Below are 23466 nucleotides of genomic sequence, written 5' to 3'. Positions count from 1 at the left end.
ACGAAAAACTCAAAAGTGTTTGACATTATAGTTTTGGTCGGAATGGTTGTCAACATCATTTTGGCCGTGTTTTTGATCCTCTACTACTTTGATTTCCTGTAAATTCATCCTGCTTTTTTCTCCCTCTCTTGTTTCATTTCTGCCTTCGACACTGCGCAGCGAAACCCGATCATCTCATCTCGAAAATCCGGCATCATCTTGCTTCGACTGGTAATTCGAACATCACCTCCGGTCGTCGTATAACCTCCACCGCGGAGCACCCGATAGGTGCCATACTCAGGACTTGGTGGGTTCTGTTCCGGCGAGCGATTGTAGTATGTTTCATCATACCAATCGTCCACCCACTCAATGGCGTTACCCGCTCCATCCATCACTCCGTAAGGACTCATATCCTCCTGGAAACTTCCCACCGGCGCAGATACCTCATACCCGTCCTGTACTCGGGCCCAGTTGGCGCCATTGGTCTGCTCTTTGTTCCCCCACGGCCAGAGTCTTCCGTCGTTGCCCCGCATCGCCTTTTCCCATTCCGCTTCCGTCGGAAGTCGCTTCCCCTTCCAGCGGCAGTACTCCTTCGCATCATCCCACGATACATATACGACCGGCTGATTTGTTCCTTTCAGCTTTCCACCGCTCTTGGCGTAACGCGCGGGCAGCCCGGGCTTCCGATGGCCTGTTGCCAGGACAAACTGCTGATAGTGATGATTCGTCACTTCGTACCGATCGATAGAAAACGTATCCAAGTGGATGGTTCGCTGCGGCCGCTCGTCGAATCCCCCGCTCTCTGTGCCACGAACGAATGGCCCCGCCGGAATCGTCACCATCTCATCCGGAATAGGTTCCTCTCCAGGATCGCGATCTGCCACCGCCTCAACTTCGGCGCCGGTTCCAGGCACAGGCTTTTCGTACGGCGTTACGGTGGTTCCTCGTAAAATCGCGATAATCGGCATCGCAGCACAAGCCAGCAAGACGAGCAAGAAAACAACTTTGAACTTGGTTTCCAGCATATCGACCTAAGACTCAGGAGCACTACCGGCTTGATCCAGGTCATTTGCACAGCGAATGCCGATCGTCACGTCTGTCCGCCAATGCTTGGCCGCAAATCGCTTGGACAGCCTCGCATGATGTTCGGTTTCCCGCCATGAGCCGCCGCGCACGACTTTGAGATCGGCGCTCTCCGGTCCCTTAGGGTCGCGAAATGGAGATTTCTTGTAATAGTGCTCGCTGTAGGAGTCCTCAACCCATTCCGCCACGTTGCCCGTCATGTCATAGAGGCCATAGGGACTTCGTCCCGCCTCAAACGATCCAGGCGGCGCCAGATATTTATACCCGTCCTCATTGCCGTCGACATTGGCGGCGTTCGTGACAAATTTATTTCCCCACGGATATTTCCTCTTGCTCTCGCCACGACCGGCCTTTTCCCACTCCGCTTCCGTTGGAAGGCGCTTCCCGGCCCACTTACAGTAGGCTGCCGCTTCGTCCCAAGAGACACTCATGGCCGCAAATTCAGGTTTTAAAATCTTCGACTGATCGTCGTCGAACACCTCGATTCTCGGCATCGCTCGCTTAGTCATTTTCGCGAACCGCATATATTCTTCCTGCGTGACTTCTTTTCGGTCGAGGTAGAATCCCTTTAGATAGACCTGATGCTCAGGAGCCTCATCCGGATCCCCTTCATTGCTTCCCATGGTAAAAGGCCCCTCGGGAATCTGCACCATTTCCCGACCTTCATCTCCGATTTTTGTCTTGTACATCGAGTAATCCTGAGCCGGTAGGCTGCTCACCGTCGGTCGGACTTCCGACCTCACGGATGCGGCAAGCTGTTTCATCTGCTTTGCCTTGTAAGACTCATAGGTCAGCAGGCCGATCATGAGAAAGAACGATGCAAACACAAAGATGATGGACCCGACTAAGACACCCTTGTTTTCCACGAGCACCTCTTTAATCGAAAATATCTACCGATAGGATGGCGAAGTTTCAGCTTGTTCCGACGCCGCCTTCTTCGCGGCACGCATGTCGAGCAGCATTGAAATCTGGACACCGAGAAATCCACCCATCGCAGCTCCTGCTCCGGCGCCGACCCAGATCCGCTCGACACCGGCCATCACCCAGGCCAAGACTCCGCCCAACACCGTCCCGATAAGGATACTGACGAGAAATCGGCGGCCGCCGAGAAAGCCGATCACGGCACCAAGGACAATTCCAATAGCGATGGCGACCGGCATCAGCCCGCCGCCCATGGTCATACCGATCAGAGTCCCGACGGTACCCATCACGACTACCCCAAGCGCAATATCAAATACTTTCCTTTTCGCCATCACCCCGGTCTTTCATAGATCGAGAAGCAGCCCCTTACTTAGCCGGAGCGGCAATCAACGGGCCGAAATCGATTTCAACTCCCGGCGCCGCGATGATGGAGATCCCCCAGGCCTTCTCCGCCGGCTCATGTTTATGAATCCGCTTGAAATCCTCGTACACGTTCACCCGCTCCTCAAACCATTGCCCAATCTCTTTTGTTCCAGTCTGGACGACGATCTCGGAGCCGCTGAACATGCCCCCTTCCGTCACGGTGCCGTCCGGTTTCGACTCGCTCCACACATATTTCGTGAACACCGGAATAAAGAGGAGATCGGTATCGAGTGACGCATAGACTGCGGCCAGTGGCTCGTTTCCAGTCGTTGCCTTATTGAGACGCCACCGCCAGGTCAGAATAGGATAGGCCTTGGGATCCCAATCAATTTTCTTTTTCTTGATGCGCTGTCCGGCATCTTTCGCCGACAGAAAATTCGCGCCATTCTCTGATCGCACTTTATAGGCGTCACGGCCTTTCGATTGACTCCGCTGATTTTCGTGATCCCACAGAGAAGGGAACCCGTCCGCTTCCTTCGCTTGAAAATCTTCCAGCACCAGTGTCTGGCCTTGAGCCGTCGGAGGAGTCCGCCACATACAAACGCCGATCAAAAGGCAGAGAACCACCGTCATATACTTGGGCGATCGGCACTCCATAGGCATCATTCCCTTTTTAGGTTTCTTGCGACGGAACCGGCGAAAGCAACGGCACCTGTTCCTCCGGAAATTCCTCTCCCATCACGGGCTGCTGCCCCCGCTCACACATCCAGAACAATACGAGGACGGCTGCCCAAAATACCACCATGTTCAGCGTCACCATTTTCGTCGCATATTGAAGGTCTGGGGTGAAGGCCCAGGGCGAGACGTCGGCCATCAATTCACTGATGTGCCATGACAACCGTCCCGATGAACGAATGTACCCCATCAACCCCATCACCCAGCTGAAGGACGCCGCCAACCCAAACAATCCCACCATGCCGCGCAACGGAATTTTCCCCCACTGAATCGGGCCATGCACCACCGCCCCTCGAAGCATGAGCCGGTTCACCACCACACTGATGACGATCACCGTGAACGTCGTGAAGGCCTGGGGCGCAGAAAGGCCGACACGAACCTTCGCCGGCAAATAAAACCCATAGATCGATAACCAGGCGATATTCAGCGCCCCGATGATATAGAGAATGGCGAGAATCATATTCCCGGTCTTGACCCACGAGATCGTCATGGTTCGATTCGCTCGACGGTAGTACAGAAAACTGAGAGCGGTGACGAGGATCAGGATGTTGACCGCTCCGTTCTTGGCCGACATGACTCCGTAGTTGCCGATCACGGGATGCTGAGCGCCGCCCATCGCCTTGACTTCACTGGCAGATGTGAGCAACGTGTGAGGGGTCAGCCAGACGAAGAGCGCCAGCATCAACACGCCCAGCAAGAGCTGGTAATAGGGCTGATAGCGCTCGCCCCCTTTGATCCGTGCCATGCTCTGCCACAGATAATAGTTGATCCCTAGAAACAGGACGCCGATCAAGAGCGCCTGAACCACAAACAACCATGTCAGCAATCCACCCATCATGGTGACACCCATGGTCTGGCGAAATACGAACACCGATTTCATCAGCCAATAGCCGGCAATCGGCATGGGGATCAGCGCACAGACTGTGACAAACAGGAAAACATAACCGACCCAATCGAAATAGGCTCGCTCTTCGTCGGTCTTGCTGGTAAAGAACCGGTAACAGGCATAGGCCAATACCACCGCTCCACCGGACATGATGTCCGCCAGAAAGCGATGGACATTCAGAGGGTTCCAGAGCGCGGAATGAAGCAGATGCCAGGCATTTCCCAAGAACCGCCCCTGTGCATCCACCCCGGCGGGTGACATCATGAAGGCAGACCAGGCATTCGCCATCATCAATAAGACGGTTCCCACGATGTTGGTCAGAATCCCGATCGCGGCGTGGATCCACTTCATGCCCCGATCCGTCATCCGATTCCACCCATAGTAATAGACGATCAGGAGCAGCGATTCTCCCACAAACACAGCCGCGTAGGCGGGCATGAACCCTTTGAACGTGCCGCCCATATACTTCATGAAACTGGGATAGAGCGTGATGAACATCGTCAGCATCAGGCTGCCGATGAGCGACGTCACCGACAGAGCCAAAACCGCCACCTTGGCGAGATCCCGCGCCAGACCATCATAGCGAAGGGCGAGGGCCGGCTTCTTGGTGATCAACCCAAGGAACTCGAGCAACGCGCAAAACAAGGGCAGGGCGAGAACGAATCCTCCGAAATAGGTATGTTGCTGTGTCACGAACCACACCAGCAACCGACTGTCTAACGAACCGACTCGCGGATAGACCGTTTCGTGAGGAGCGGGAGCCGCCGGACCCTGCGGAGTCCCTTCCGTGCCGAAGTACACATCCGTCGATGATTCCGCAAACGACAGATCGGGTCCATTCCACGCGCATCCGATGGCGACGGCTACCATCACCACGCAGGCTATAACGCTGATCGCAGAACGTGTCATCATCATGCATCCTCGGCCCATGCTTCTACCCCTTCGTTTCGGTCTTGCCGAGCGTCAACTCCCCGACTGCCCCGTCAGGACCGACCGGCTTCCCGAGAATTCCCATCACAAACGGGCACCGTAACATGCCACTGGACAGTTGCGGCGCCTGCTCATCTTCGACATGGCGGCGATCACCGAGATAATATCCGTACACCGCCATCATCGCCGTGACCAGCGCTCCCATTAGGGCCGCCGCGCCCGGCGTCATCGTCGGCTGTCTCGCCACAAACAAGAGCAGCCCCATCGCCACCAGATAATAGGTCGAGGCAAATGCCATCCCCGGCCACCACCAATACTTCAGCAACTCTCCTGGAGCGGTCTGACGGAGCGTCCGAACCCATGGCACAGTAGGATAGAGTCCGCCGAAATAGGCACATAGGGCCAGCCCGCCGCCCAGAACCGTCACGCTCAACAATTGCGCCAACGCGGATCCTTGAGCATCCGTGATGGCCACCCCCGATAAGGACGCCAGCGCACCCATACCAAGGCCCACCGCGGCCCAGGGTCCCAATTGCCACCCTCTGCGCTGCACCAGTACACGAAACTGTGCGCCATCGGGAAACGTGAGAAACGGCCGCCCCAGCACCGAGAGTTTGCGCACATGACCGATTTCAAACGCATCGCGCGCGACGGCCGTGCAGGAGATGATGATCGCCATCATGGCCGGCCCCTCGGGATGTTGGAGATAATCATAATTCATGATCCATAACAGGGTCAGGACCAACAACGAAAGCTGAATGCCATAGACGGCACCGATCCACCCGGCCAGCCAGCTGAGAAGGCGAGCTCCATCTTGTCGGACGATGACAGGCCACGAGGCCGACCGACCAACTCGATAGGCCACCAGCGAAGTGACCATCGCCACCAGACTACTGACCATCAACAGCACCAGGGGATCTGCAATCGGAACGACATGCTTCGCGAGACGATACACCCCGAACGCGATCAATCCCGGCACAAACATGACGATCCGCTTCTTTCGGCGGACGGCATCTTCCGTCACCGCCAGGCTCAAGCTGGGAATCACGCGCAAGGCCATTCGATGCAGCATCAGTACCCCGTCGCTCGTAAAACGCCGTGCCTGAAGCGCCATGCCCGGTCACGCCGCTTCGCATGAAAAGCCCGGCGTCTTTTTGACGCTTCACGCTTCACGCTCGCCTCGCAGACTTGTCGACGCGGGCTGAGCGGGGGAAGCGGGCTTCCCGCTACCCATCCCAAAATACTTGGCTTTAATCTCTTCCATCAGCGACACGGTGATACGAGCCAATCCACGATCTGCCGCGGTGCGCTCGAGCTCGATCTTGGCCATGGCACGAACCGGCGCGGGCACTCGACCCAACCGCTGTTCCGCCTCCGGGTCCCATTCGATGCGCTCCCCGGTGCGGGGACGGAGCAGCGTCTCGTACGTCACCACGCGCCGGCCTTGGCGACGAATAGTCTGCTCCACTTCCTCCCGCACAAGCCCTGCCACAAACGGCAGCATGCGATCCAATCGGTGCAGCGCCTCATCGGTCCAGAGCAATCGATCGACGAGGCCCTGGTCCTGTTCCTCCGGCACATCGACACCGACTTTCAGACCACAGCCTCTGCATTCTGAACGAATGAACCACTGCGGAACACCGCTTTCGACGGCACGTTCTTCAATTCCTTCCGCATGCATCCAGCGACCGCAACCGCAGGTCAGCATGACAACGCACCGTGAAACGTTTCGGAATGCCTTCGCATCGTCCTAACCAATCTTTCCCGGATACAGGATATAGAGCATCGTGTAGGTGAAGCTGCCGGTCACGAAGAGGACACAGTAAATGACCATCGTAAATCGGCCGAGCGCGCGATGCCGCCGCGCGCCGTCTGGCCAGATCCGCTGAATCGTCATCTCGATCGCAAACACACAGGCCACGATGGCGAGAAAGATCACATACACTTCCAGCTTCCGCATCGAAAACCCGGCGGTGGCGACACGCGAGAAAAACAGCCCGAGCACGACCACGGCAATTCCACCAAAGATGAGGCCGATCTTTTTCCAGGTCGTCAGCAGCCGCGATTCCCGTAAGGATCGGACTCCGTCGAGGAACTGCTGAGAGCGAAAGCCCAACACGATCATATACACCGCCATAATCAGCCCGATGATGACGAGAATGATATGGAGCGTCAGGACGGGGATGAAGACATAATCATAGAGCGACTGCGAGCCGCCGAACCCTTCCTTGCCCTCAAACGCCAGGACCCCCAGCTGACGGAACAGATAATAGGCGATAAAGAAGCTGAGCATGGCGATCATGCCGCCCAACATCAACCAATGATGCGCATCGGCCTTTCGCCGACGAGCTTGGAACCATCCCACGATGAAGAGCCCGGTGAAAAGCGTCGCCATCAACTGACTGAGATCCGCTCCCGTCGTCGCATGCGTTCCAAAGAACCCTGGTTCCCGCAACCAATCCATCATCTCGGTACATGTCACTGGTCAATCGTCATTCGCCATTGGCCTCTCTTAATGACCAATGACCCAAACGACTGATGACCATCATGGCTTCAGCCCTTGCACAACAGCGGTTTTCTCCAACTCCATGACAGAGCCAAACCCGGCCGCGCTCAGCCATTGCATGGCTTCACCGGCTTGGAAACAGCTGCCTTTCTGAGTGTTAACAAGGATGTGGACCGCAAACGCGGTCGTCCACGCCGGGCCGGTCCCGGCTGCATCCAAGAACCGATCTTTAATCACCAACCGCCCGCCAGGGGCCAGCGAGGCAAAGACTTTCTTGACCAAATCCTGATTCATCTGGAACGTTTGATAGTGCAGGATATCCGACATCAAGACCACATCGTACGGCCCCCCGAGTGGATCTCGATTGAAATCCCCGGCGTGCAAGGTGATTCGTGACTCAAGCCCCGCGTCCTTCACCGTTTTTTCCGTTAATTTCAGCGTCGCCGGAAGATCAAAGACCGTCGCGGGCAATTCCGGATACACCTGGCAGAAGGCAATCGCGTTGGTCCCGGCGCCGCCGCCCAGATCCAGCAGCCGCTCGCGGCCGCTCAGCTTCAGCCGTTTAGCCAAATCGGGGCCGCTTTGCCGGCCGATCCGATTGAGCACCGCAAGCACGTTGCTTCCCGATTCAGGATCGGTCTCGAAGACATGTCGATCCACCGCCCGTCGCCCCGTTCGAATCGTCTCTTCTAACTTGCCCCAGTTGTTCCATTCCGCATCGTGCAGGAGCAGCAGATGGCCGACGTACTGGGCCGAATGCCGGGCAAGGTGCTTCAGCGACGTCGACGAGTTGCCATACCAGTCGCCTTCCTTCGTCAACAACTTCATGGCGACGAGAGCGTTCAAGAGGAGGCTCAAGGTGTTGGGATCAGCTTGAAGTCGACCGGCAATGTCCTGAGCGGCCTTCGGTTGCTCACCGACGGCGGAAAAGACGTCCAGCTTCACGGCCGTCAAGAGGATCTTAGTCTCCCAGTAGTAGCCCAGCTGGAAAACTTCCGCGAGTGAGAGCTCTCGTGACACACCACGCCCTTCTACAAATAGTCCACAAACATCAGATCTTACCTAGATCGGAAACGAAAAGACAAGGCAGGGAATGCCCTCTTGAGGGACAACGAAGACCGCCTTGAAGGTGCCGAGGAACTGACTCTTACTTCGTATTTCTTATGCGACGAGGTCAGATTTCCGTTCAGGCTTCTTCCAACTGGATGGTTTCCACATGGACCCTGGCAACGCCCTGTTCGACAAATCCCAGTTGCTCGGCTGCCCCCCGGCTGAGGTCGATAATCCGGTTCCCTGACTCGGCGTTGTGCCGGCTGGGGAAGGGGCCGCGGTCATTCACACGAACAATGATCGACTTTCCATTTTCGAGATTCGTCACCTGGACATGGATCGGCAGCGGCAGATACTTGTGCGCCGCCGTCAACGCGCTGGGATTGAACAGTTCGCCGTTGGCCGTCATGTGGCCTCCCGGCAGGCGTCTGGTTTCCTCGCCATACCACGAGGCCAAGCCCGTCTCCTCATACGTCTGTGCGCTGACCAGACTCATCGGCGCATAATGCCGACCCTTGACGGTGTAGGGAGCAGCTTTGACTCGTCCAAGCCGGATCGCCTCTTTGACCGGAAGCCCATCCATGGTCTGAATATCGTCTCGGATCAAGGGATACGCCAAGGGAGCCCGGACCACCTCAAAGGTAAACTTCCCGATATGATAGACCAGAGTGGTGGTCTCCTTTGTCAATTCATAAGTCCCACGCACGACCCAGATCGTGCCTTTGACCGTCTTTTTGGCGACACGATAGCCGGTCTTGAGGACCGAGAAGGTGCTCTTGATCGCTGAGAAGGTCCCTTCGATCACCGAACAGGATGCAAGCGTCAGCAGGAGGGGAAGTAGAAGCAGGGGGCTGATCTTTGATTTCTTGCGGCGGAAATATAAAGGCACGGCGACGAACTTATCGTAACAACAGGACCAAAACACGAAGGGCAGCGGGTACTCCGCTGCCCTTCAACATCACATCGACAAAACGAGGCTTACTTGATTTCAGCCTTGAGGTTGGCGGTGCCGCCATCGGCCACATCTACCTCGAACTCGATCTTCTTGGCTTTGCCGGCGAACGGATGCCACGCAATGACTTTATGCTTCCCGGCAGGAACGTCCTTGAGCTCGAACGATCCGTCATCCTTCACAACCGCGAAATGCGGGCTCGACACCGGAAGGAAGAACGACTGCATGAACTCATGCTGGTCGCACTGTAAACGGAAGTATCCTTCCTTCTCCGCGCCGCCTCGGAAGGTCACGGGCTTATCCAACTTGTCGCCCTTCTTCGCAAGACCAATATTGAAACCGGTTGCTGAAGATACGCCCTTCACGGTGAAGCTGTGGGGATTGTGGAGCACACCGGCCACCGACTTGGGATCATCAGGATCTGCATCGGTGTTTTCGACCTTGAAGGGCCGGGTATTGACGACGATGCCGCTGAACGGCTGGAAGTCACAAAACGCCGCCACGACTTCCGTGCCGGCATAGCCATCCATCCACGCCTTATCTTCAATATCCGCAACCGCAACGACCGCGCCTTTGAGACCACCATCCTTCGCGACTTCGATCTGCTTCAAGAACCGCTTGTCGCCGTCCACCTTGCTCTTGTCGGGAATCTGAGGACAAAACTTTGGATTCGGGAACTTTGAAAAGAGAAATTCCTTCTGCTCTGCCTTCCCGGCATACGTGACCTTCCCGCTGATCGTTCCGCCCGCATACGAGGTGAGAGGCGCCGCGACTATCGCGACGGCTGCCACACCAAACATCATTGATAACGCACTCTTCATTGGACTGCCTCCTTGTGATAGACCAACCTGCCTGTTCCTAACCTTCTCACTCCACTCTATTTTCACATCGGTCGCGAAGAAAGTTCCGAAACCAACGTCCGTTACAGTGGACACATCCACACCATCGCTGGCGAGCTTGACTCAGACTGAGTATGTATATGAAATCTTACAGCCTGCTGTCAACGTGAAACAAGGGGCTGGTAAAGGCTATTCTCTGCCTTGCTCCAGTAGATTTTTTGCCCTTACTCCTGGTAAAGTTGCAAGAGTGGTTGCCTGACTCCTCAGGCCTGACTATCTACAACAGCTCTGCTCCATATGAAGATATGCGCCTTCCCTCAGTAGTGCGTTTATGGTAACACCCGAACAATCCGCCGTCACGCTCAGGCGTACCTATCCAATCTACGTGACAGTGTTACTGTTCACTCTTGTGGTGGGGAGCGCGCTCATCGGGGTGCCCGCCTTCGCCTTCATCTATGGGTATACCTGGTTGGACTGGACCATGTTTGGGCTCCTGTACATGATTACCGGGCTCGGCATTACGGTTGGCTACCATCGGCTGATTTCGCACAGAAGTTTCCTGTGTCCCGATTGGGTCAAGGCCGGATTACTCATCGCGGGCGGATGGGCACTGCAAAACTCAGCCTTGAAGTGGGGAGCTGATCACATCCGCCACCATGCCGCCTGTGACCAAGATGCCGATCCTTACAATGCTCAACGAGGATTCTGGCATAGCCATTGCGGATGGCTCTTCTCCGACGGGCGATACTCGGATGAAAAATATGCCACACGGCTCAAGCAAGATCCGATTGTCATGTGGCAACACCGGCATTATGGGCTTATCTTTCTCTCAGGATTGGCACTCCCGTTCGTGGTGGGCTTTCTCTATGGCGGTTGGGTCGGCGGCTTCGGCTGTTTCATGCTCGCCGGCGTCGGCCGGACATTTGCCGTGCTGAATTCGACCTTTTGTATCAATTCAGTGTGCCATCTGTGGGGGAGCCAACCCCATGGCCAAGCGGATTCAAGCCGCGACAGCTGGTTGGTCTCGCTTCTGACGTTCGGCGAGGGATATCACAATTACCACCACACCTACCAAAGCGATTACCGAAACGGTCCCCGCTGGTATAATTTCGACCCATCGAAATGGCTGATTTTCACGCTGTCACTGTTCGGATTGGCCTGGTCGCTCCGCACCGCCTCCTCCGCCGAGAGCAAAGCTTCAAACTCCTAACCGTTACCAATCCTCAGCACTACAATTCGCGGCAGACAAACGAGCGGCGTGCTTAGTATTTCCGTAGAGACACCGGCGGGAGATTCCACAACCCTTCACGCACGGCTGCCCATAGCGCATCAAGGATGGCAGTAAGGTCAGGGGCCGCTCGAGCCAGTATCTTGACGGCAAGCCCCGGGACAGGGCCGGCAGACACACCTCCCAAGACTTCTCCTGGACGAGTGTCCAAGATCGTGGCGATTGTCGATTCCAGTGCGGTCCATACCTCCGGGGGCGTCGCGTCGTTCACCACATAGAGCGACGCCACATAGTTCCATTCTTCCGCCAACCCGACACGGCCTAAGTCCGTGGATGGATCAAGAAGATAGCGCTCAAGCAGCGTACTGCCGGACGCCGTCGTGATTCGGATGTCGTTTCCCAGGTCCGTAAATGCCCACCGCTCCCCTCTGGCGATACGGCCGGAGGCGACAGCATCCCATAATAAGAGTGTTGCGCCAGGCGCCAGAGTGGCTTGGAGTACCTGTCGAAATCGAGAACCGGCAAAAGGGATCGTATGTTCAGGGAACCACTCGAGCACCGCGCCGGACCCGACCGTGATAGTGACGTGCTGTTCGGACACCTTTCCTTCTGTCCTATAGACACGGTTGGCAGAAGGGGCAGAAATCAGGACATGCGCGTCCTGCCCCACGTTCATGTCGATGGACAGATGATCACCGCCGACAAGACCGCCGGAGGGATTGACCAGCAGCGTGTAGGCGGCTCCCGTGTCATCAAGATAGATGGGAGGAAGCAATTTCCACGGCGTTGTGAAATAGGAGTGCGAAATAATGGTTCGGTGATCGCGTTTCGCGTAGTCGAGCGTCAGTTCTCCGACCCGCCCGACTAACTCTGTCGCAAACCGTCCAGGAGATTTTTTCGTCCTGGTGGATGAGCTTGCCCGAGATGATGTCCTTGGTTGAGACGTGCCCGTTTTCCGAGCCGTGCTCTTCCGTTGTCCCTGCCGCGTCGGCGTGGTCATGGACGCTTGACTCGTTGCGGGATACGCTGTTCAACCCACGCCACGACCGCATCCATTCCTTCCCCGGACAGGATATTGGTGAAGACAAAGGGAAGTTCACCGCGCATCTTGCGGGTATCTCGATCCATGACGGAGAGATCGGCACGCACATGCGGAGCCAAATCCATCTTGTTGATGACGAGGAAATCAGATCGCGTGATCCCCGGTCCACCCTTCCGTGGAATCTTGTCACCGCCCGACACATCAATCACATAGATGACATGGTCCACCAGTTCCGGGCTGAACGTGGCCGCAAGGTTATCCCCGCCGCTTTCCAAGAAGATCAACTCCACATCCGGATGCCGGCGCAGCAGATCATCAATGGCTTCCTGGTTATGTGACGCGTCCTCACGGATCGCCGTATGGGGACAGCCTCCGGTTTCCACGCCAAGAATCCGATCGACCGGAAGTGCGGCACGTTTGGTCAGAATTTCGGCGTCGATTTTCGTGAAAATATCGTTGGTCACGGCAGCGAGGCTGAAGCGATCGCGCAACCGCTGACACAGCGCTTCCACCAGCGCGGTCTTCCCCGAACCGACGGGACCTCCGATACCGAGGACCGGAATGCCTTGTTTTCTGGCCTGAGTCGGAGTCCAATTGTGGCTATGCTCACGATTAAGATCATGCATGATAATACAAGGAGCGAATGGCCAATGGCTGATAGCCACGAGCCTCTTCTCCTTCCTCCCGTTATACGCTATATGCCATCAGCTATCTGCTCTTTTCTCCTTACGATCGAAACAGTCTCCATTCCAGGGAGCCATGACGCATCGCATAAATATCTTGGATAGGTGACCATGAGCTCATGGCCGTATCGAGATCAACCTCCCGACTGATCCGTTCAATCAATGGAAGCCATTCGCCCAGGATGCGCTGTCCCTCATGTTGACCGATGGGACTCAGCCGCATCGCCGATGAGATAAACCCCACGGCCGTTTGATACAAGAAGGCGCCGGCAGTTTCCTCTGGACTCCAACCGCAGCTACCCATAGTCAGTCCGAACGTCACTGCAAGATGTCCCGGTGCACGATCAGCCTCCATTTCATCACGATATTCATTCAGGATCGACTTGGCTCGAATCTGATCCGCCGCGACCCTGATCACTTGTCGCCCCATCTGGCGGCTGGCCATGCGCGATTCTCGCCCAAGCTTGGTTGCTTCGAGCACTCGATCGATCTGGACCGCTAGCTCCAGCAATCCTTTCGAGGCCGCGTGATTTGCCTGCTTGACGGCAAGCACCTCCCGGCGACTCATACCCCCACGCAACAAATCTTCGACGTACTTGGCCAGCTGATCGGACGTCTTCACAGCTCCGGCCTGTACCGCTGCTTCCAACCCTGATGAAAAGGCGTAGCCTCCGGAGGGGAAAAACGTATCGACGAACCGTAACCCTTCGAGTAATGCGGGGGTATTCATGTTACGAATAGACAAACAACAACAGCCGGCCGACTACCGTGGCCGATGACTCCACATGGATAGTCGAGCCGACTGTCTTGTTGGTTAGAACAATTGATACCGTTGTGCCAACGGCAACACAATGGCCGGCTCACACGTGAGCGGCACACCGTCCGCGGTCACAATATAGGTCTCCGGATGAACTTCTACTTTTGGAAGCGCATCATTCAGCTTGAGATCGCGCTTCCCGATATTCCGACAGTTCTTGACTGCCGCCACCCTCCGCTGCAGACCAAGGCGTTTGGGAATCTCATGATCCATGGCCGCCTGCGATATGAAGGTAAAGCTGGTGCTGGACAACGCACGCCCAAATGCGCCGAACATCGGCCGGCTGATGGTTGGCTCCGGTGTCGGGATCGAGGCATTGGGATCGCCCATCTGCGCTTGAGCGATAAAGCCGCTTTTTAATACCATTTCCGGCTTTACACCGAAAAACTCCGGCTTCCAGACGACCAAGTCAGCGATCTTTCCAACCTCAATAGACCCGACCTCATGGGCGATGCCATGCGTGATCGCTGGATTGATCGTGTACTTGGCAATGTAACGCCTGGCCCGAAAGTTGTCGTTCTGGCCGGAGTCCCTCCCACCGACCGGTGTGAGGTGTCCCCGCTGGGCCTTCATTTTATGAGCCGTTTGCCAGGTCCTGGTGATGACCTCTCCGATTCGACCCATGGCCTGTGAGTCTGAAGACATGATGCTGATTGCGCCCAAATCATGCAAGATATCTTCTGCCGCAATGGTTTCACGTCGGATACGGGACTCTGCAAACGCAACGTCTTCGGGAATCCGTGGATTCAAATTGTGACACACGATCAACATGTCCAGATGCTCATCCATCGTATTGACCGTAAAAGGCATCGTGGGGTTGGTTGAAGACGGCAACACGTTCGGCTCACCACAAATCTTGATGATGTCCGGTGCGTGACCACCGCCTGCACCTTCCGTATGGAAGCTATGGATGGTTCTTCCCTTGATCGCCTTGATCGTATCCTCGATATAACCGGCTTCATTGAGCGTATCGGTGTGGATGGCCACCTGCACATCATACCGATCAGCCACGCTCAAGCAAGTATCGATGGCCTTCGGTGTGGTGCCCCAATCTTCATGCAGCTTCAAGCCAAGAGCCCCCGCTTCGATTTGCTCATTTAACCCTTCAGGTCTTGACGCATTTCCCTTCCCCATGAAACCGAGATTGATCGGGATACCTTCCGACGCTTCCAACATCCGATGGATGTTCCATGGACCAGGCGTACAGGTGGTCGCACTGGTTCCGCTTGAAGGACCAGTCCCACCACCGATCATCGTGGTCAACCCGGCCGACAACGCCTCCCAACATTGCTGCGGGCAAATGAAGTGAATGTGCGTATCAATGCCACCGGCCGTGACGATCTTGCCTTCGCCGGAAATCGCTTCCGTCCCTGGGCCGATTTCCATGCCTGGCGTCACACCCGCCATGAGATCAGAGTTGCCCGCCTTGCCGATCCCGACGATCCGGCCGTCCTTGATGCCGATGTCGGCCTTGATGACACCGGTGTAGTCAAGGATGAGCGCGTTCGTGATCACGCAGTCGAGCTGCCCGCTGGTGCTGGTCGCGCGCGCGGACTGCCCCATGCCGTCACGAATGGTTTTCCCGCCGCCGAAGACGGCTTCTTCACCGGGGACAGTCCGATCTTCCTCGACTTCGATGATCAAGTCCGTGTCGGCCAGTCGGACACGATCGCCGGTCGTAGGTCCATACAGAGATGCATATTGCTTGCGTGAAATTTTCACCGTGCGCCTCCTTTTCCAAATCCGCGATCAGCGGCGAGTCCCACGGCCTTGGCTTTGACTTTCGGATCATCCAACAGCCCTTCAGTCAATCCGTTGACACCCTGCATCAGTCGATTCCCAGCCAGTGCCACGAGCGTCACTTTCTTTTCTTCACCCGGCTCAAAGCGGACTGCCGTGCCGGCCGGAACAGCCAGCCGAAAGCCGAACGCCTGCTCACGATCGAACTTGAGCGCACGATTGGACTCGAAGAAATGACAGTGCGAACCGACCTGAATCGGACGATCACCTAAGTTCTTGACCGTTACTTCCTTGGTCTCGCGTCCTTTCAACATCTCGATATCGCCCGCCACCGTCATGATCTCACCAGGGATGATCGGGGCGTTCAACTCAGCCCTGACCGCTGCGGCTAACGCCTCCTTCGATCTCTGCGGCGCGTCCACTTTTTTCATCTTGACTCCTCCTGTTCCGCTGACCTTTGTGATCAGTGATTCAGTCGCAGCAAACGACAGTCCGGCTTGACCGGGGTTGCTCAAGAGCGAGGCGGCACCGACCCCTGCCGCTACACGCCCGCTCCGCGCAAGAAACTGCCGCCGCGAAGTTCCTGTTTGTTCGGAAGCCGTTTGCCCTTCATTGCCCTCTCCAGAACCTTGTGGTGCTTTCGTTTTCATGTACCATCTCTCCTTGTTCATACGCGTATTGATGTGCGACCCTTCATTGAGGCTTCCACTCCAGACAGGACGTGTGAGCACCAACTCGTGTCAGACTTCAAACTGAACTCATCTCCGCTGCCAGTTGAACTCGAAAGACACTTGGAGGGACCGGCTTCTCTCATTGTCTATCGTTCACGTGAGATGTCTACCGCTTACGGGATCGGATTGTGAACCGTCACGAGTTTGGTTCCATCGGGGAACGTCCCCTCAACCTGGAATTCACGGATCATTTCCGGCACACCAGGCATCACGTCCTTACGCGACAACAACTGAGTCCCGTAGGTCATGAGCTCCGCCACAGATTTTCCATCTCGGATTCCTTCCAATACCGCCGCGGTCAGGTAGGCGACCGCCTCCGGGTGATTGAGCTTGAGACCGCGTTTTTTTCGGTCGGTCGCGAGCTGCCCCGCCACGTAAATCATCAGCTTGTCTTGCTCTCTCGGACTTAAACGCATAGCTCCTCCTCTCTAAGACTGTAGTTCTACTGCTTCTCTTAATCAAACCGATGTCGTGAGGCTATCTATATGGGTTCTTGAAATCTTCATGAGGAAAACGAGACCTTTTACTACGGAAAAGAGTCGCCTGTCCAGAATATGTTTCCATCCTTATACCTTATACGATCAGGAGTTGCCTCACCATGTTGTACTTTGACCTGTAGCATATTGGAAGAAACAACATAGGCCTATCGGGAATCCCCTGAAAACAGAGGGGGACATCACTGAGGAGATTCGTAAAATTTACCGAAAGGTATGGAAAATAGATGGAAGTTTGCGAAGTCAGGATTATGACGACATCAACCCGACGCTGATCGCAAAGCGGACAAGCCTTTATACCGTCAAATGGTGCCGGACCATATCGGCATTCAACTCGGTGCTTTTGCCCTGAGCCATCACGGCCCCTTTGGCCATGACCACGTACTTTTCCGCCAGCCGAGCGGCAAAATGGAGGCCCTGTTCCACCAACAGGATCGCGAACCGGCGCGACTGCTTAAAGCCAAGAATGACGTCCTCGATCTGATCGACGATCGAGGGTTGAATGCCTTCCGTCGGTTCATCCAGCAGCAGGAGCTTGGGACTGGAGAGGATGGCTCGTCCGATCGCCAGCTGCTGTTGCTCCCCCCCGCTCAAGACCCCGCCCGGGCGATGGAGAATCTGCGTCAACTTCGGAAAGAGGTGGTAGACCTCGTTAAAGGCGTCCTTTTCGGAAACATCGCCCGTGATGGCAGGGCGGTTCCAGTACCCGAGCAGCAGATTCTGATGCACCGTCAGGTGCGGGATAATCTCGCGCCCTTGCGGCACATACGCCAGCCCGCGTTTGGCCCGGAGATCCGTGCGATCCTGCGTGATGTCTCGCCCATCAAACGTAATGGTGCCTGACCGAGCCGGCAGCAACCCCGTCAGGGTCTTCAACGTGGTCGTCTTGCCCATCCCGTTTCGGCCCATCAGGCACACCACCTCCCCCGGCTCAATGGTGAAGGAGACATCCCGCAGAATATGACTTTCGCCGTAGTACGCGTTGATGTTTTCCAGTGCCAACGTGACTCGTGTTGTCTCTTGTGCCATACGCTGATCGTTTCCGTTCTGAAGCTAATGCGCGACCTTGGCCCGTCCGAGGTAGATTTCGCGGACATGATCGTCCGCTTGCACCGTTTCGACCGTGCCTTCGCAAATGACCGTGCCTTCCGCCAACACCGTGACGATCTTCGCGATCTGCTTCACAAAATCCATGTCATGCTCGATCACGACGATCGCGTGTTTTTCAGACAGTTCCATCAGTAAGCGCCCGGTCTGCTCCGTTTCCTTATCGCTCATGCCGGCGACCGGCTCATCGACCAAGAGCAGCGAGGGGTCTTGCAAAATGACCATGCCGATCTCCAACCATTGCTTTTGGCCATGCGACAAGGACCCGGCACGATCATGGGCATGGGGTGATAAGCCGATGGTCTCCAACGTCTCCTCAATGCGCGCGCGCTCGGCCGGCGACGACCGGCCTATCAAGGTCGGGAAGACGCCCTTACTCGGGCGCTTGACCGACAGATCCAGGTTCTGCCAGACCGATAAGTTGCCATAGACCGACGGCGCCTGAAACTTCCGACCAACTCCGAGCTTCGTGATGTCTTCGGCGTTCTTGCCAACTAAATTGGTCCCCTTGCCGAACATGATCTTCCCAGAGGTGGGTTTGGTTTTGCCACAGATCACATCCAAGAGCGTTGTCTTGCCGGCTCCGTTCGGACCGATCACGACACGCAACTCATTATAATGGACACTAAAGTTACAGTTGTTCAGCGCCTTGAATCCGTCGTAGTCCATGACGACGTTTTCGCAGTTGAGAATCAGGTCTCCGTCGGTCACGCCGCGGTCCTCCCTTCCGCCTTGATCATCGGCGCCTGGGCTTGCTTGCGCTCGGTCACCTTCCGAATCATCCCCAGCAGTCCGTCCGGGAACATCGTCACCACGACCACAAAGAGTCCGCCGAGGATAAACGGCCAGGCCTCCGGGAAGTAGTTGGTCAACACGCTGCGGCCATAATTCACAGCCACCGCTCCCAAGACAGCGCCGATTAACGTGCCCCGCCCGCCGACCGCCACCCAGATAACCACCTCCAGCGACGGCAACACCCCAATCTGGGCAGGGGTAATGATGCCCACCTGCGGCACATACAGCATACCCGCCAATCCAGCCAGTCCCGCGGAGACCACGAAGACAAAGAGCTTGTACATCCAGGGAGTGTAGCCCGAAAACGTGACGCGGGATTCACTGTCGCGGATCGCAATGAGGACCTTGCCCGCGCGTGAGGCCACAATCCACCGACAGAAGAGATACGCCGCCCCGAGCGCGAGAACCGTGATGATATACAATCCTCGTTGGGTCGACGGGTCCGAGAGACGGTACCCGAGCAATTGCTTAAAATCCGTCAACCCATTCGTGCCACCCAGCCGCGTCTCGTTCCGATTGAATACCAGCCAGGCGGCAAAGGCCAAGGCCTGGGTGATAATGGCAAAATAGACGCCCTTGATGCGGCTGCGAAACGCCAGAAACCCGAATATCGTCGCGAAGAGCACAGGAACAAGAATAGCCCCCAAGAATGCACCTGCAAAACTCTTGAATGGATACCAAAAGAACGGCAATTCTTTGACCTGCGTCCAGACCATAAAGTCCGGGAGCTCGCTTCCATACACACTTTCCTTCCCGATCTGCAGGGCCAGATACATCCCCATGCAATAGGCGCCGAACCCGAAAAAGACCCCCTGCCCCATGCTGAGCACACCGCAATAACCCCAGATCAGGTCGAGTCCAAGCGCGAGAATGGCAAAACACAAGAACTTGCCGAATTGATTCAAGCGAAAATCTGAGAGGTGGAGCCAGGAGTCCTCAGGAGTCAGCACATTCAATAACGGCAGGACCAGCAACAAAATGAGCCCTGTCACATAGAAGGACAATGTTTCTCGGCTGTCCTGGCGAGCGACCATTTGTTCAGGCATCGGCGCTGCGTCCTTTTGCGGCAAACAAACCCTGCGGCCGCCATTGCAAGAATAAAATCACACCGACCAGGATAAAGACCTTTCCATAGACGGCTCCACTGACCGGTTCAATCAGTTTGTTCAGCCCGCCGATCCCTAACGAAGCCCAGATCGTGCCGGCGAGTTTCCCCACGCCTCCGGTCACCACGACCATGAAGGCATCGACGATATAGTTCTGCCCGAGTCCGGGATCGACATTCCCCACCATCGTGAGGGCCCAACCTGCGATTCCAGCCAACCCGGAGGCAAAGGCAAAGGTATAGGAGTCCACTTTGCGGGTCGGGATCCCAAGACAGGCGCTCATATTGCGGTTTTGCGTGACCGACCGGACCCGAATCCCAAGATTTGATCGGAAGAGCAAAAAGTAAATCCCCAGGACACAGGCAATCGACAAGATGATGATGAAAATCCTATTGTACGGAAGGTAGACCCCGACCATCACCTGCGCCCCACCTCGCAGCGCCTGCGGCGCAATGACCGCCGTCAGATCGCCGAAATACACCCGAGCCGCCTGCATGAGGATCAAACTCACGCCCCACGTCGCCAACAGGGTTTCCAGCAGGCGGCCGTAGAGAAAGCGCACGACGGTGGCCTCGAGCAGCCACCCGAATGCCGCGGCCGCAAGAAAGGCGACGGGTAACGCCACAGGGAAGTACCAGTCAAACATCTCGGGAGACACCCAGGCGATAAACGCTTGTTGCGTGACGAACGTGGCATAGGCGCCGATCATCATCAACTCGCCGTGCGCCATATTGATGACGCCCATCAAGCCGAAGACGATCGCCAGGCCCAGGGACATGATCAACAGAATCGAACTGAGACTGATGCCCCGGAAGAAGGTCTCGATGGCGCCCGCCCACCAACTCCACGACTCAATCTGTCGGATCGACGCGTGGGCCGCGTCCGCCAACGCGCGCTGCTCGTCCGTAGCCCCGCTCTGGGCGCCGACGTCCACGAATTCTTTGAGCACCGGCACACCGTTCTGACTGCGGAGCTCTCCGAGCTTCTTGACAGCAACCACTCGGACAGCGTGATTGTCAGCACGAAGCCGAAGCAGCTGTGCGGATTCCTCCATCGTGTACTTGACCCACCAGACGGGCTCCTTCACCGCCGCCTGCTCCAGCCAGGCAATGGCTTCCGGTCGGCCGGTGCCGACCAGATCGGCGGCGGCTGACCGTCGGGTATCCGACTGGTCACTGGTGAGATTGGCATGGTTCTTCAGTAGATCGATCACGGGCTTGATGGCTTGCCGGGTCGCCCGATCCGCCTCGGCACGAATTGCATCGAGTGCCGATAGAAGACTGGCATCTCCCTTTTCGATGAGGAGCGCCGCCGCCGCGCTCCGAACCGCCGCATCCTCGCTTTTGATGTCGAGAAGTGCTTGTTCGATCGGAGAGGCGGCTACTGCGGCAGCCTCCGTAGCCAACGGTTGCCCTGCCACTGTCGTTCCTTGTGAAACGATCAGGAGGAAAAGAACAATAACGATTTTGGAGAATGGAACTAATCCTCTACGCATGGATCTCCATTTTGGTGATAGCGTCCGGCCCAATATCGGTCAGGCCCGTCCGCGCCGCTCTTCATCGAATACATGGATCGGACATGGACCACCGGACAAAGCCTGACACGCAGTCCACATTCGTGATCGAACCCGCCCTATCGCTACTTCTGATAGGTCTCGTGATGATTCACCCAATTGCACTCCTTCTCTGGGTTCGCCTAATCACTCCACGGTTCAGGTTTCACCAAGCCTTAAAACCGGTGCATGCCCTTGAAGTGGTGTATCCACACTAATTGATGCAGTAATCATTCTATCCATGTTGCGGCGTTAGATATCTCATAAAAGACGGCGTAGTTCTATCGGGGAAATCCTGAAAGATTGGCGGGAGATCCCCTAGGGAAGCGGAACCGTCGAGTTTACTGCAAGAGCGCCGCCGCACTCTGGAGAGCCGCGTCCTCGCTCTTGAGCTTGATACGCGCAGGTTCGATCGGAGCGACCAGCGAATCCCACACAAGCGTGCACACATGCATCGGGAGCGGGCCAAGCTCATCACAAACAAACCTCCGTGCATGAACTTTGGCAACTGACAGTCCCAACACGAGGGCTGGAATCTTCGTCAAGAAAGATTCCAGCACCCCCCTGACAGACGATGGACCCATTGTCAGCGCGGCCCGTGAAACCGTCTCGCGGCCCGCGCCTATTTCTTCTGATAGGTCCCTTGATGATTGATCCAATCGCAGCCCTTCTCGGGATTGGTGTACTCGCTCCAGGGCTCGGGTTTCACCAAGCCCTTGGACCGCCAAATCGTCTTGAACTGACCGTTCTTCAGAATTTCGCCGATCAGCACCGGCTTGTGCGTATGCTGATTGGCCTCATCCATCATGATCTGCCCGCCCGGCGCCAGGAACTTTTGCCCGTAGACCGCCTTGCGCACCTTGTCCACCTCGATCGATCCCGCTTTTTCCACGGCTTGCTTCCACACGTAGACGCCGAAGTACGCGGCTTCGATGGGGTCGTCGGTGACCCGATTCTCCCCATCGGGCAGGTTGTTCTTCTTGCAATACGCCTTGAAGTTCGCCACGAACTTCTTGTTTTGCGGCGTGTCCACGCTTTGGTAATAATTCCAGGCCGCCAAGTGCCCGACCAGCGCGCTCGTGTCCATGCCGCGCAACTCATCCTCCGCCACGCTGAACGCCATGATCGGCGCGTCTTCGGCGCGCAACCCTTGATTGCCGAACTCTTTATAGAACGGCACGTTGCTGTCCCCGTTGATGGTGCTGATGACGGCCGCGCCCCCCCCGGCGGCGAACTTCTTGATCGTGCCGCAAATGGTTTGATAGTCCTGGTGATGAAACGGCGTGTATTCTTCCCCGATGTTGGCCGCCGGCACGCCCTTCGCCAATAACATGGCCCGCAAGATCTTGTTGGTCGTGCGCGGATAAACGTAGTCGGTCCCGAGCAGATAAAACTTCTTGTAGCCCCCGCCCTCGGGGCTCATCAAGTATTCCACCGCCGGGGCCGCCTGCTGATTGACCGCCGCGCCGGTATAGAACACGTTGCGCGAGCACTCTTCGCCTTCGTACTGGACGGGATAGAAGAGCAACCCGTTGTTCTTTTCAAACACCGGCAACACGGATTTGCGGCTGACCGACGTCCAGCAGCCGAACACCACCGACACTTTGTCTTCCAACAGCAGCTGCTTGGCTTTTTCGGCGAAGAGGTCCCAGTTCGACGCGGGATCGACGACTTTCGCCTCCACCGGTCGGCCCATCACCCCGCCCGCCTTGTTGATCTCCTCCACGGCCATCAGCACCACATCCCGCAACGACACTTCGCTGATCGCCATGGTCCCGCTCAACGAATGCAACACGCCGATCTTGATCGGCGGGCCGCCCGCCGCATACGACAGGGCGTACTGGCCCAAATTGCCCACGAGCGCCGCCACGCCGACGCCTGCCGCTACACGCCCGCTCCGCGCAAGAGACTGCGGCCGTGAGGACCC

The 23466-nt window shown here is 56.5% G+C and carries 24 protein-coding genes; 1 reads left to right on the top strand and 23 read right to left on the bottom strand.

What is annotated here, in order from left to right:
- Positions 1-104: 104 nt before the first annotated feature.
- The 11 genes from COMA2_RS18960 to COMA2_RS18910 form a co-directional block, all read right to left on the bottom strand.
- Complete coding sequence (locus COMA2_RS18960) at positions 105-1004, bottom strand: formylglycine-generating enzyme family protein (RefSeq protein WP_090902246.1); 900 nt, start codon at positions 1002-1004, stop codon at positions 105-107.
- A gap of 6 nt (positions 1005-1010) precedes the next feature.
- Positions 1011-1928 carry a formylglycine-generating enzyme family protein gene (locus COMA2_RS18955; protein WP_090902242.1) on the bottom strand — a complete coding sequence of 306 codons (918 nt, stop codon included), beginning with the start codon at positions 1926-1928 and terminating at the stop codon, positions 1011-1013.
- A gap of 24 nt (positions 1929-1952) precedes the next feature.
- Entirely contained in the window at positions 1953-2315 is a 363-nt protein-coding gene (locus tag COMA2_RS18950) for a hypothetical protein (RefSeq protein ID WP_090902239.1), read from the bottom strand.
- 34 nt (positions 2316-2349) lie between these two features.
- On the bottom strand, positions 2350-3003 hold the full coding sequence (locus tag COMA2_RS18945; RefSeq protein ID WP_175304732.1) for a DUF3047 domain-containing protein: 654 nt from the start codon (positions 3001-3003) through the stop codon (positions 2350-2352).
- Between the two features lie 16 nt (positions 3004-3019).
- Entirely contained in the window at positions 3020-4882 is a 1863-nt protein-coding gene (locus tag COMA2_RS18940; protein ID WP_245631112.1) for a cytochrome ubiquinol oxidase subunit I, read from the bottom strand.
- 19 nt (positions 4883-4901) lie between these two features.
- A complete protein-coding gene (locus COMA2_RS18935; RefSeq protein ID WP_139077511.1) occupies positions 4902-6011 on the bottom strand; it encodes a hypothetical protein in 1110 nt (369 codons plus the stop codon).
- Between the two features lie 48 nt (positions 6012-6059).
- A complete protein-coding gene (locus COMA2_RS18930) occupies positions 6060-6605 on the bottom strand; it encodes a PCP reductase family protein (RefSeq protein WP_090902227.1) in 546 nt (181 codons plus the stop codon).
- A gap of 42 nt (positions 6606-6647) precedes the next feature.
- Positions 6648-7364 carry a DUF420 domain-containing protein gene (locus COMA2_RS18925; RefSeq protein ID WP_090902224.1) on the bottom strand — a complete coding sequence of 239 codons (717 nt, stop codon included), beginning with the start codon at positions 7362-7364 and terminating at the stop codon, positions 6648-6650.
- Between the two features lie 78 nt (positions 7365-7442).
- Positions 7443-8423, bottom strand: coding sequence for a methyltransferase (locus COMA2_RS18920; protein ID WP_090902221.1), 981 nt, complete (start codon positions 8421-8423; stop codon positions 7443-7445).
- Between the two features lie 166 nt (positions 8424-8589).
- Positions 8590-9342, bottom strand: coding sequence for a septal ring lytic transglycosylase RlpA family protein (locus COMA2_RS20970; RefSeq protein WP_217490834.1), 753 nt, complete (start codon positions 9340-9342; stop codon positions 8590-8592).
- An 89-nt stretch (positions 9343-9431) separates the two neighbouring features.
- Positions 9432-10226, bottom strand: coding sequence for a hypothetical protein (locus tag COMA2_RS18910; RefSeq protein ID WP_090902218.1), 795 nt, complete (start codon positions 10224-10226; stop codon positions 9432-9434).
- Positions 10227-10575: 349 nt separating this feature from the next.
- On the opposite strand from COMA2_RS18910, the gene COMA2_RS18905 reads away from it, so the two are divergent.
- On the top strand, positions 10576-11454 hold the full coding sequence (locus COMA2_RS18905; RefSeq protein ID WP_090902215.1) for an acyl-CoA desaturase: 879 nt from the start codon (positions 10576-10578) through the stop codon (positions 11452-11454).
- 52 nt (positions 11455-11506) lie between these two features.
- Here the strand turns inward: COMA2_RS18905 and COMA2_RS18900 are convergent, their stop codons facing one another.
- From COMA2_RS18900 to urtA, 12 genes are all read right to left on the bottom strand, one after another.
- Complete coding sequence (locus COMA2_RS18900) at positions 11507-12472, bottom strand: urease accessory protein UreD (RefSeq protein ID WP_090902212.1); 966 nt, start codon at positions 12470-12472, stop codon at positions 11507-11509.
- On the bottom strand, positions 12469-13140 hold the full coding sequence (ureG, locus tag COMA2_RS18895) for an urease accessory protein UreG (protein ID WP_090902612.1): 672 nt from the start codon (positions 13138-13140) through the stop codon (positions 12469-12471). The genes COMA2_RS18900 and ureG overlap by 4 nt, the downstream gene beginning before the upstream one ends.
- A 100-nt stretch (positions 13141-13240) precedes the next feature.
- A complete protein-coding gene (locus COMA2_RS18890; RefSeq protein WP_139077509.1) occupies positions 13241-13927 on the bottom strand; it encodes an urease accessory protein UreF in 687 nt (228 codons plus the stop codon).
- Between the two features lie 84 nt (positions 13928-14011).
- Positions 14012-15736 carry an urease subunit alpha gene (gene ureC, locus COMA2_RS18885; RefSeq protein ID WP_090902206.1) on the bottom strand — a complete coding sequence of 575 codons (1725 nt, stop codon included), beginning with the start codon at positions 15734-15736 and terminating at the stop codon, positions 14012-14014.
- Positions 15733-16404: an urease subunit beta gene (locus tag COMA2_RS20965; protein ID WP_281176471.1), complete on the bottom strand. Its 672-nt coding sequence runs from the start codon at positions 16402-16404 to the stop codon at positions 15733-15735. Before COMA2_RS20965 ends, ureC begins: the two co-directional genes overlap by 4 nt.
- Before the next feature lie 194 nt (positions 16405-16598).
- Positions 16599-16901 carry an urease subunit gamma gene (locus tag COMA2_RS18875; protein ID WP_090902203.1) on the bottom strand — a complete coding sequence of 101 codons (303 nt, stop codon included), beginning with the start codon at positions 16899-16901 and terminating at the stop codon, positions 16599-16601.
- Between the two features lie 372 nt (positions 16902-17273).
- On the bottom strand, positions 17274-18008 hold the full coding sequence (gene urtE / locus COMA2_RS18870; protein ID WP_090902200.1) for an urea ABC transporter ATP-binding subunit UrtE: 735 nt from the start codon (positions 18006-18008) through the stop codon (positions 17274-17276).
- A gap of 24 nt (positions 18009-18032) precedes the next feature.
- A complete protein-coding gene (urtD, locus tag COMA2_RS18865) occupies positions 18033-18797 on the bottom strand; it encodes an urea ABC transporter ATP-binding protein UrtD (RefSeq protein ID WP_217490833.1) in 765 nt (254 codons plus the stop codon).
- Entirely contained in the window at positions 18794-19927 is a 1134-nt protein-coding gene (gene urtC / locus COMA2_RS18860) for an urea ABC transporter permease subunit UrtC (RefSeq protein WP_217490832.1), read from the bottom strand. The genes urtD and urtC overlap by 4 nt, the downstream gene beginning before the upstream one ends.
- Positions 19920-21482: an urea ABC transporter permease subunit UrtB gene (gene urtB, locus COMA2_RS18855; RefSeq protein ID WP_090902198.1), complete on the bottom strand. Its 1563-nt coding sequence runs from the start codon at positions 21480-21482 to the stop codon at positions 19920-19922. The genes urtC and urtB overlap by 8 nt, the downstream gene beginning before the upstream one ends.
- A gap of 398 nt (positions 21483-21880) precedes the next feature.
- Positions 21881-22084, bottom strand: coding sequence for a hypothetical protein (locus tag COMA2_RS20580; RefSeq protein ID WP_217490831.1), 204 nt, complete (start codon positions 22082-22084; stop codon positions 21881-21883).
- Between the two features lie 77 nt (positions 22085-22161).
- Positions 22162-23466: urea ABC transporter substrate-binding protein (gene urtA, locus COMA2_RS18845; protein ID WP_217490830.1), on the bottom strand; the 1305-nt coding region annotated here is incomplete at its 5' end.

This window comes from Candidatus Nitrospira nitrificans, assembly GCF_001458775.1.
Taxonomy (GTDB): Bacteria; Nitrospirota; Nitrospiria; order Nitrospirales; family Nitrospiraceae; genus Nitrospira_D; species Nitrospira_D nitrificans.
The sequence above is the reverse complement of the archived record's forward strand: the minus strand, read 5'-3'. Positions and strand labels throughout refer to the sequence as shown.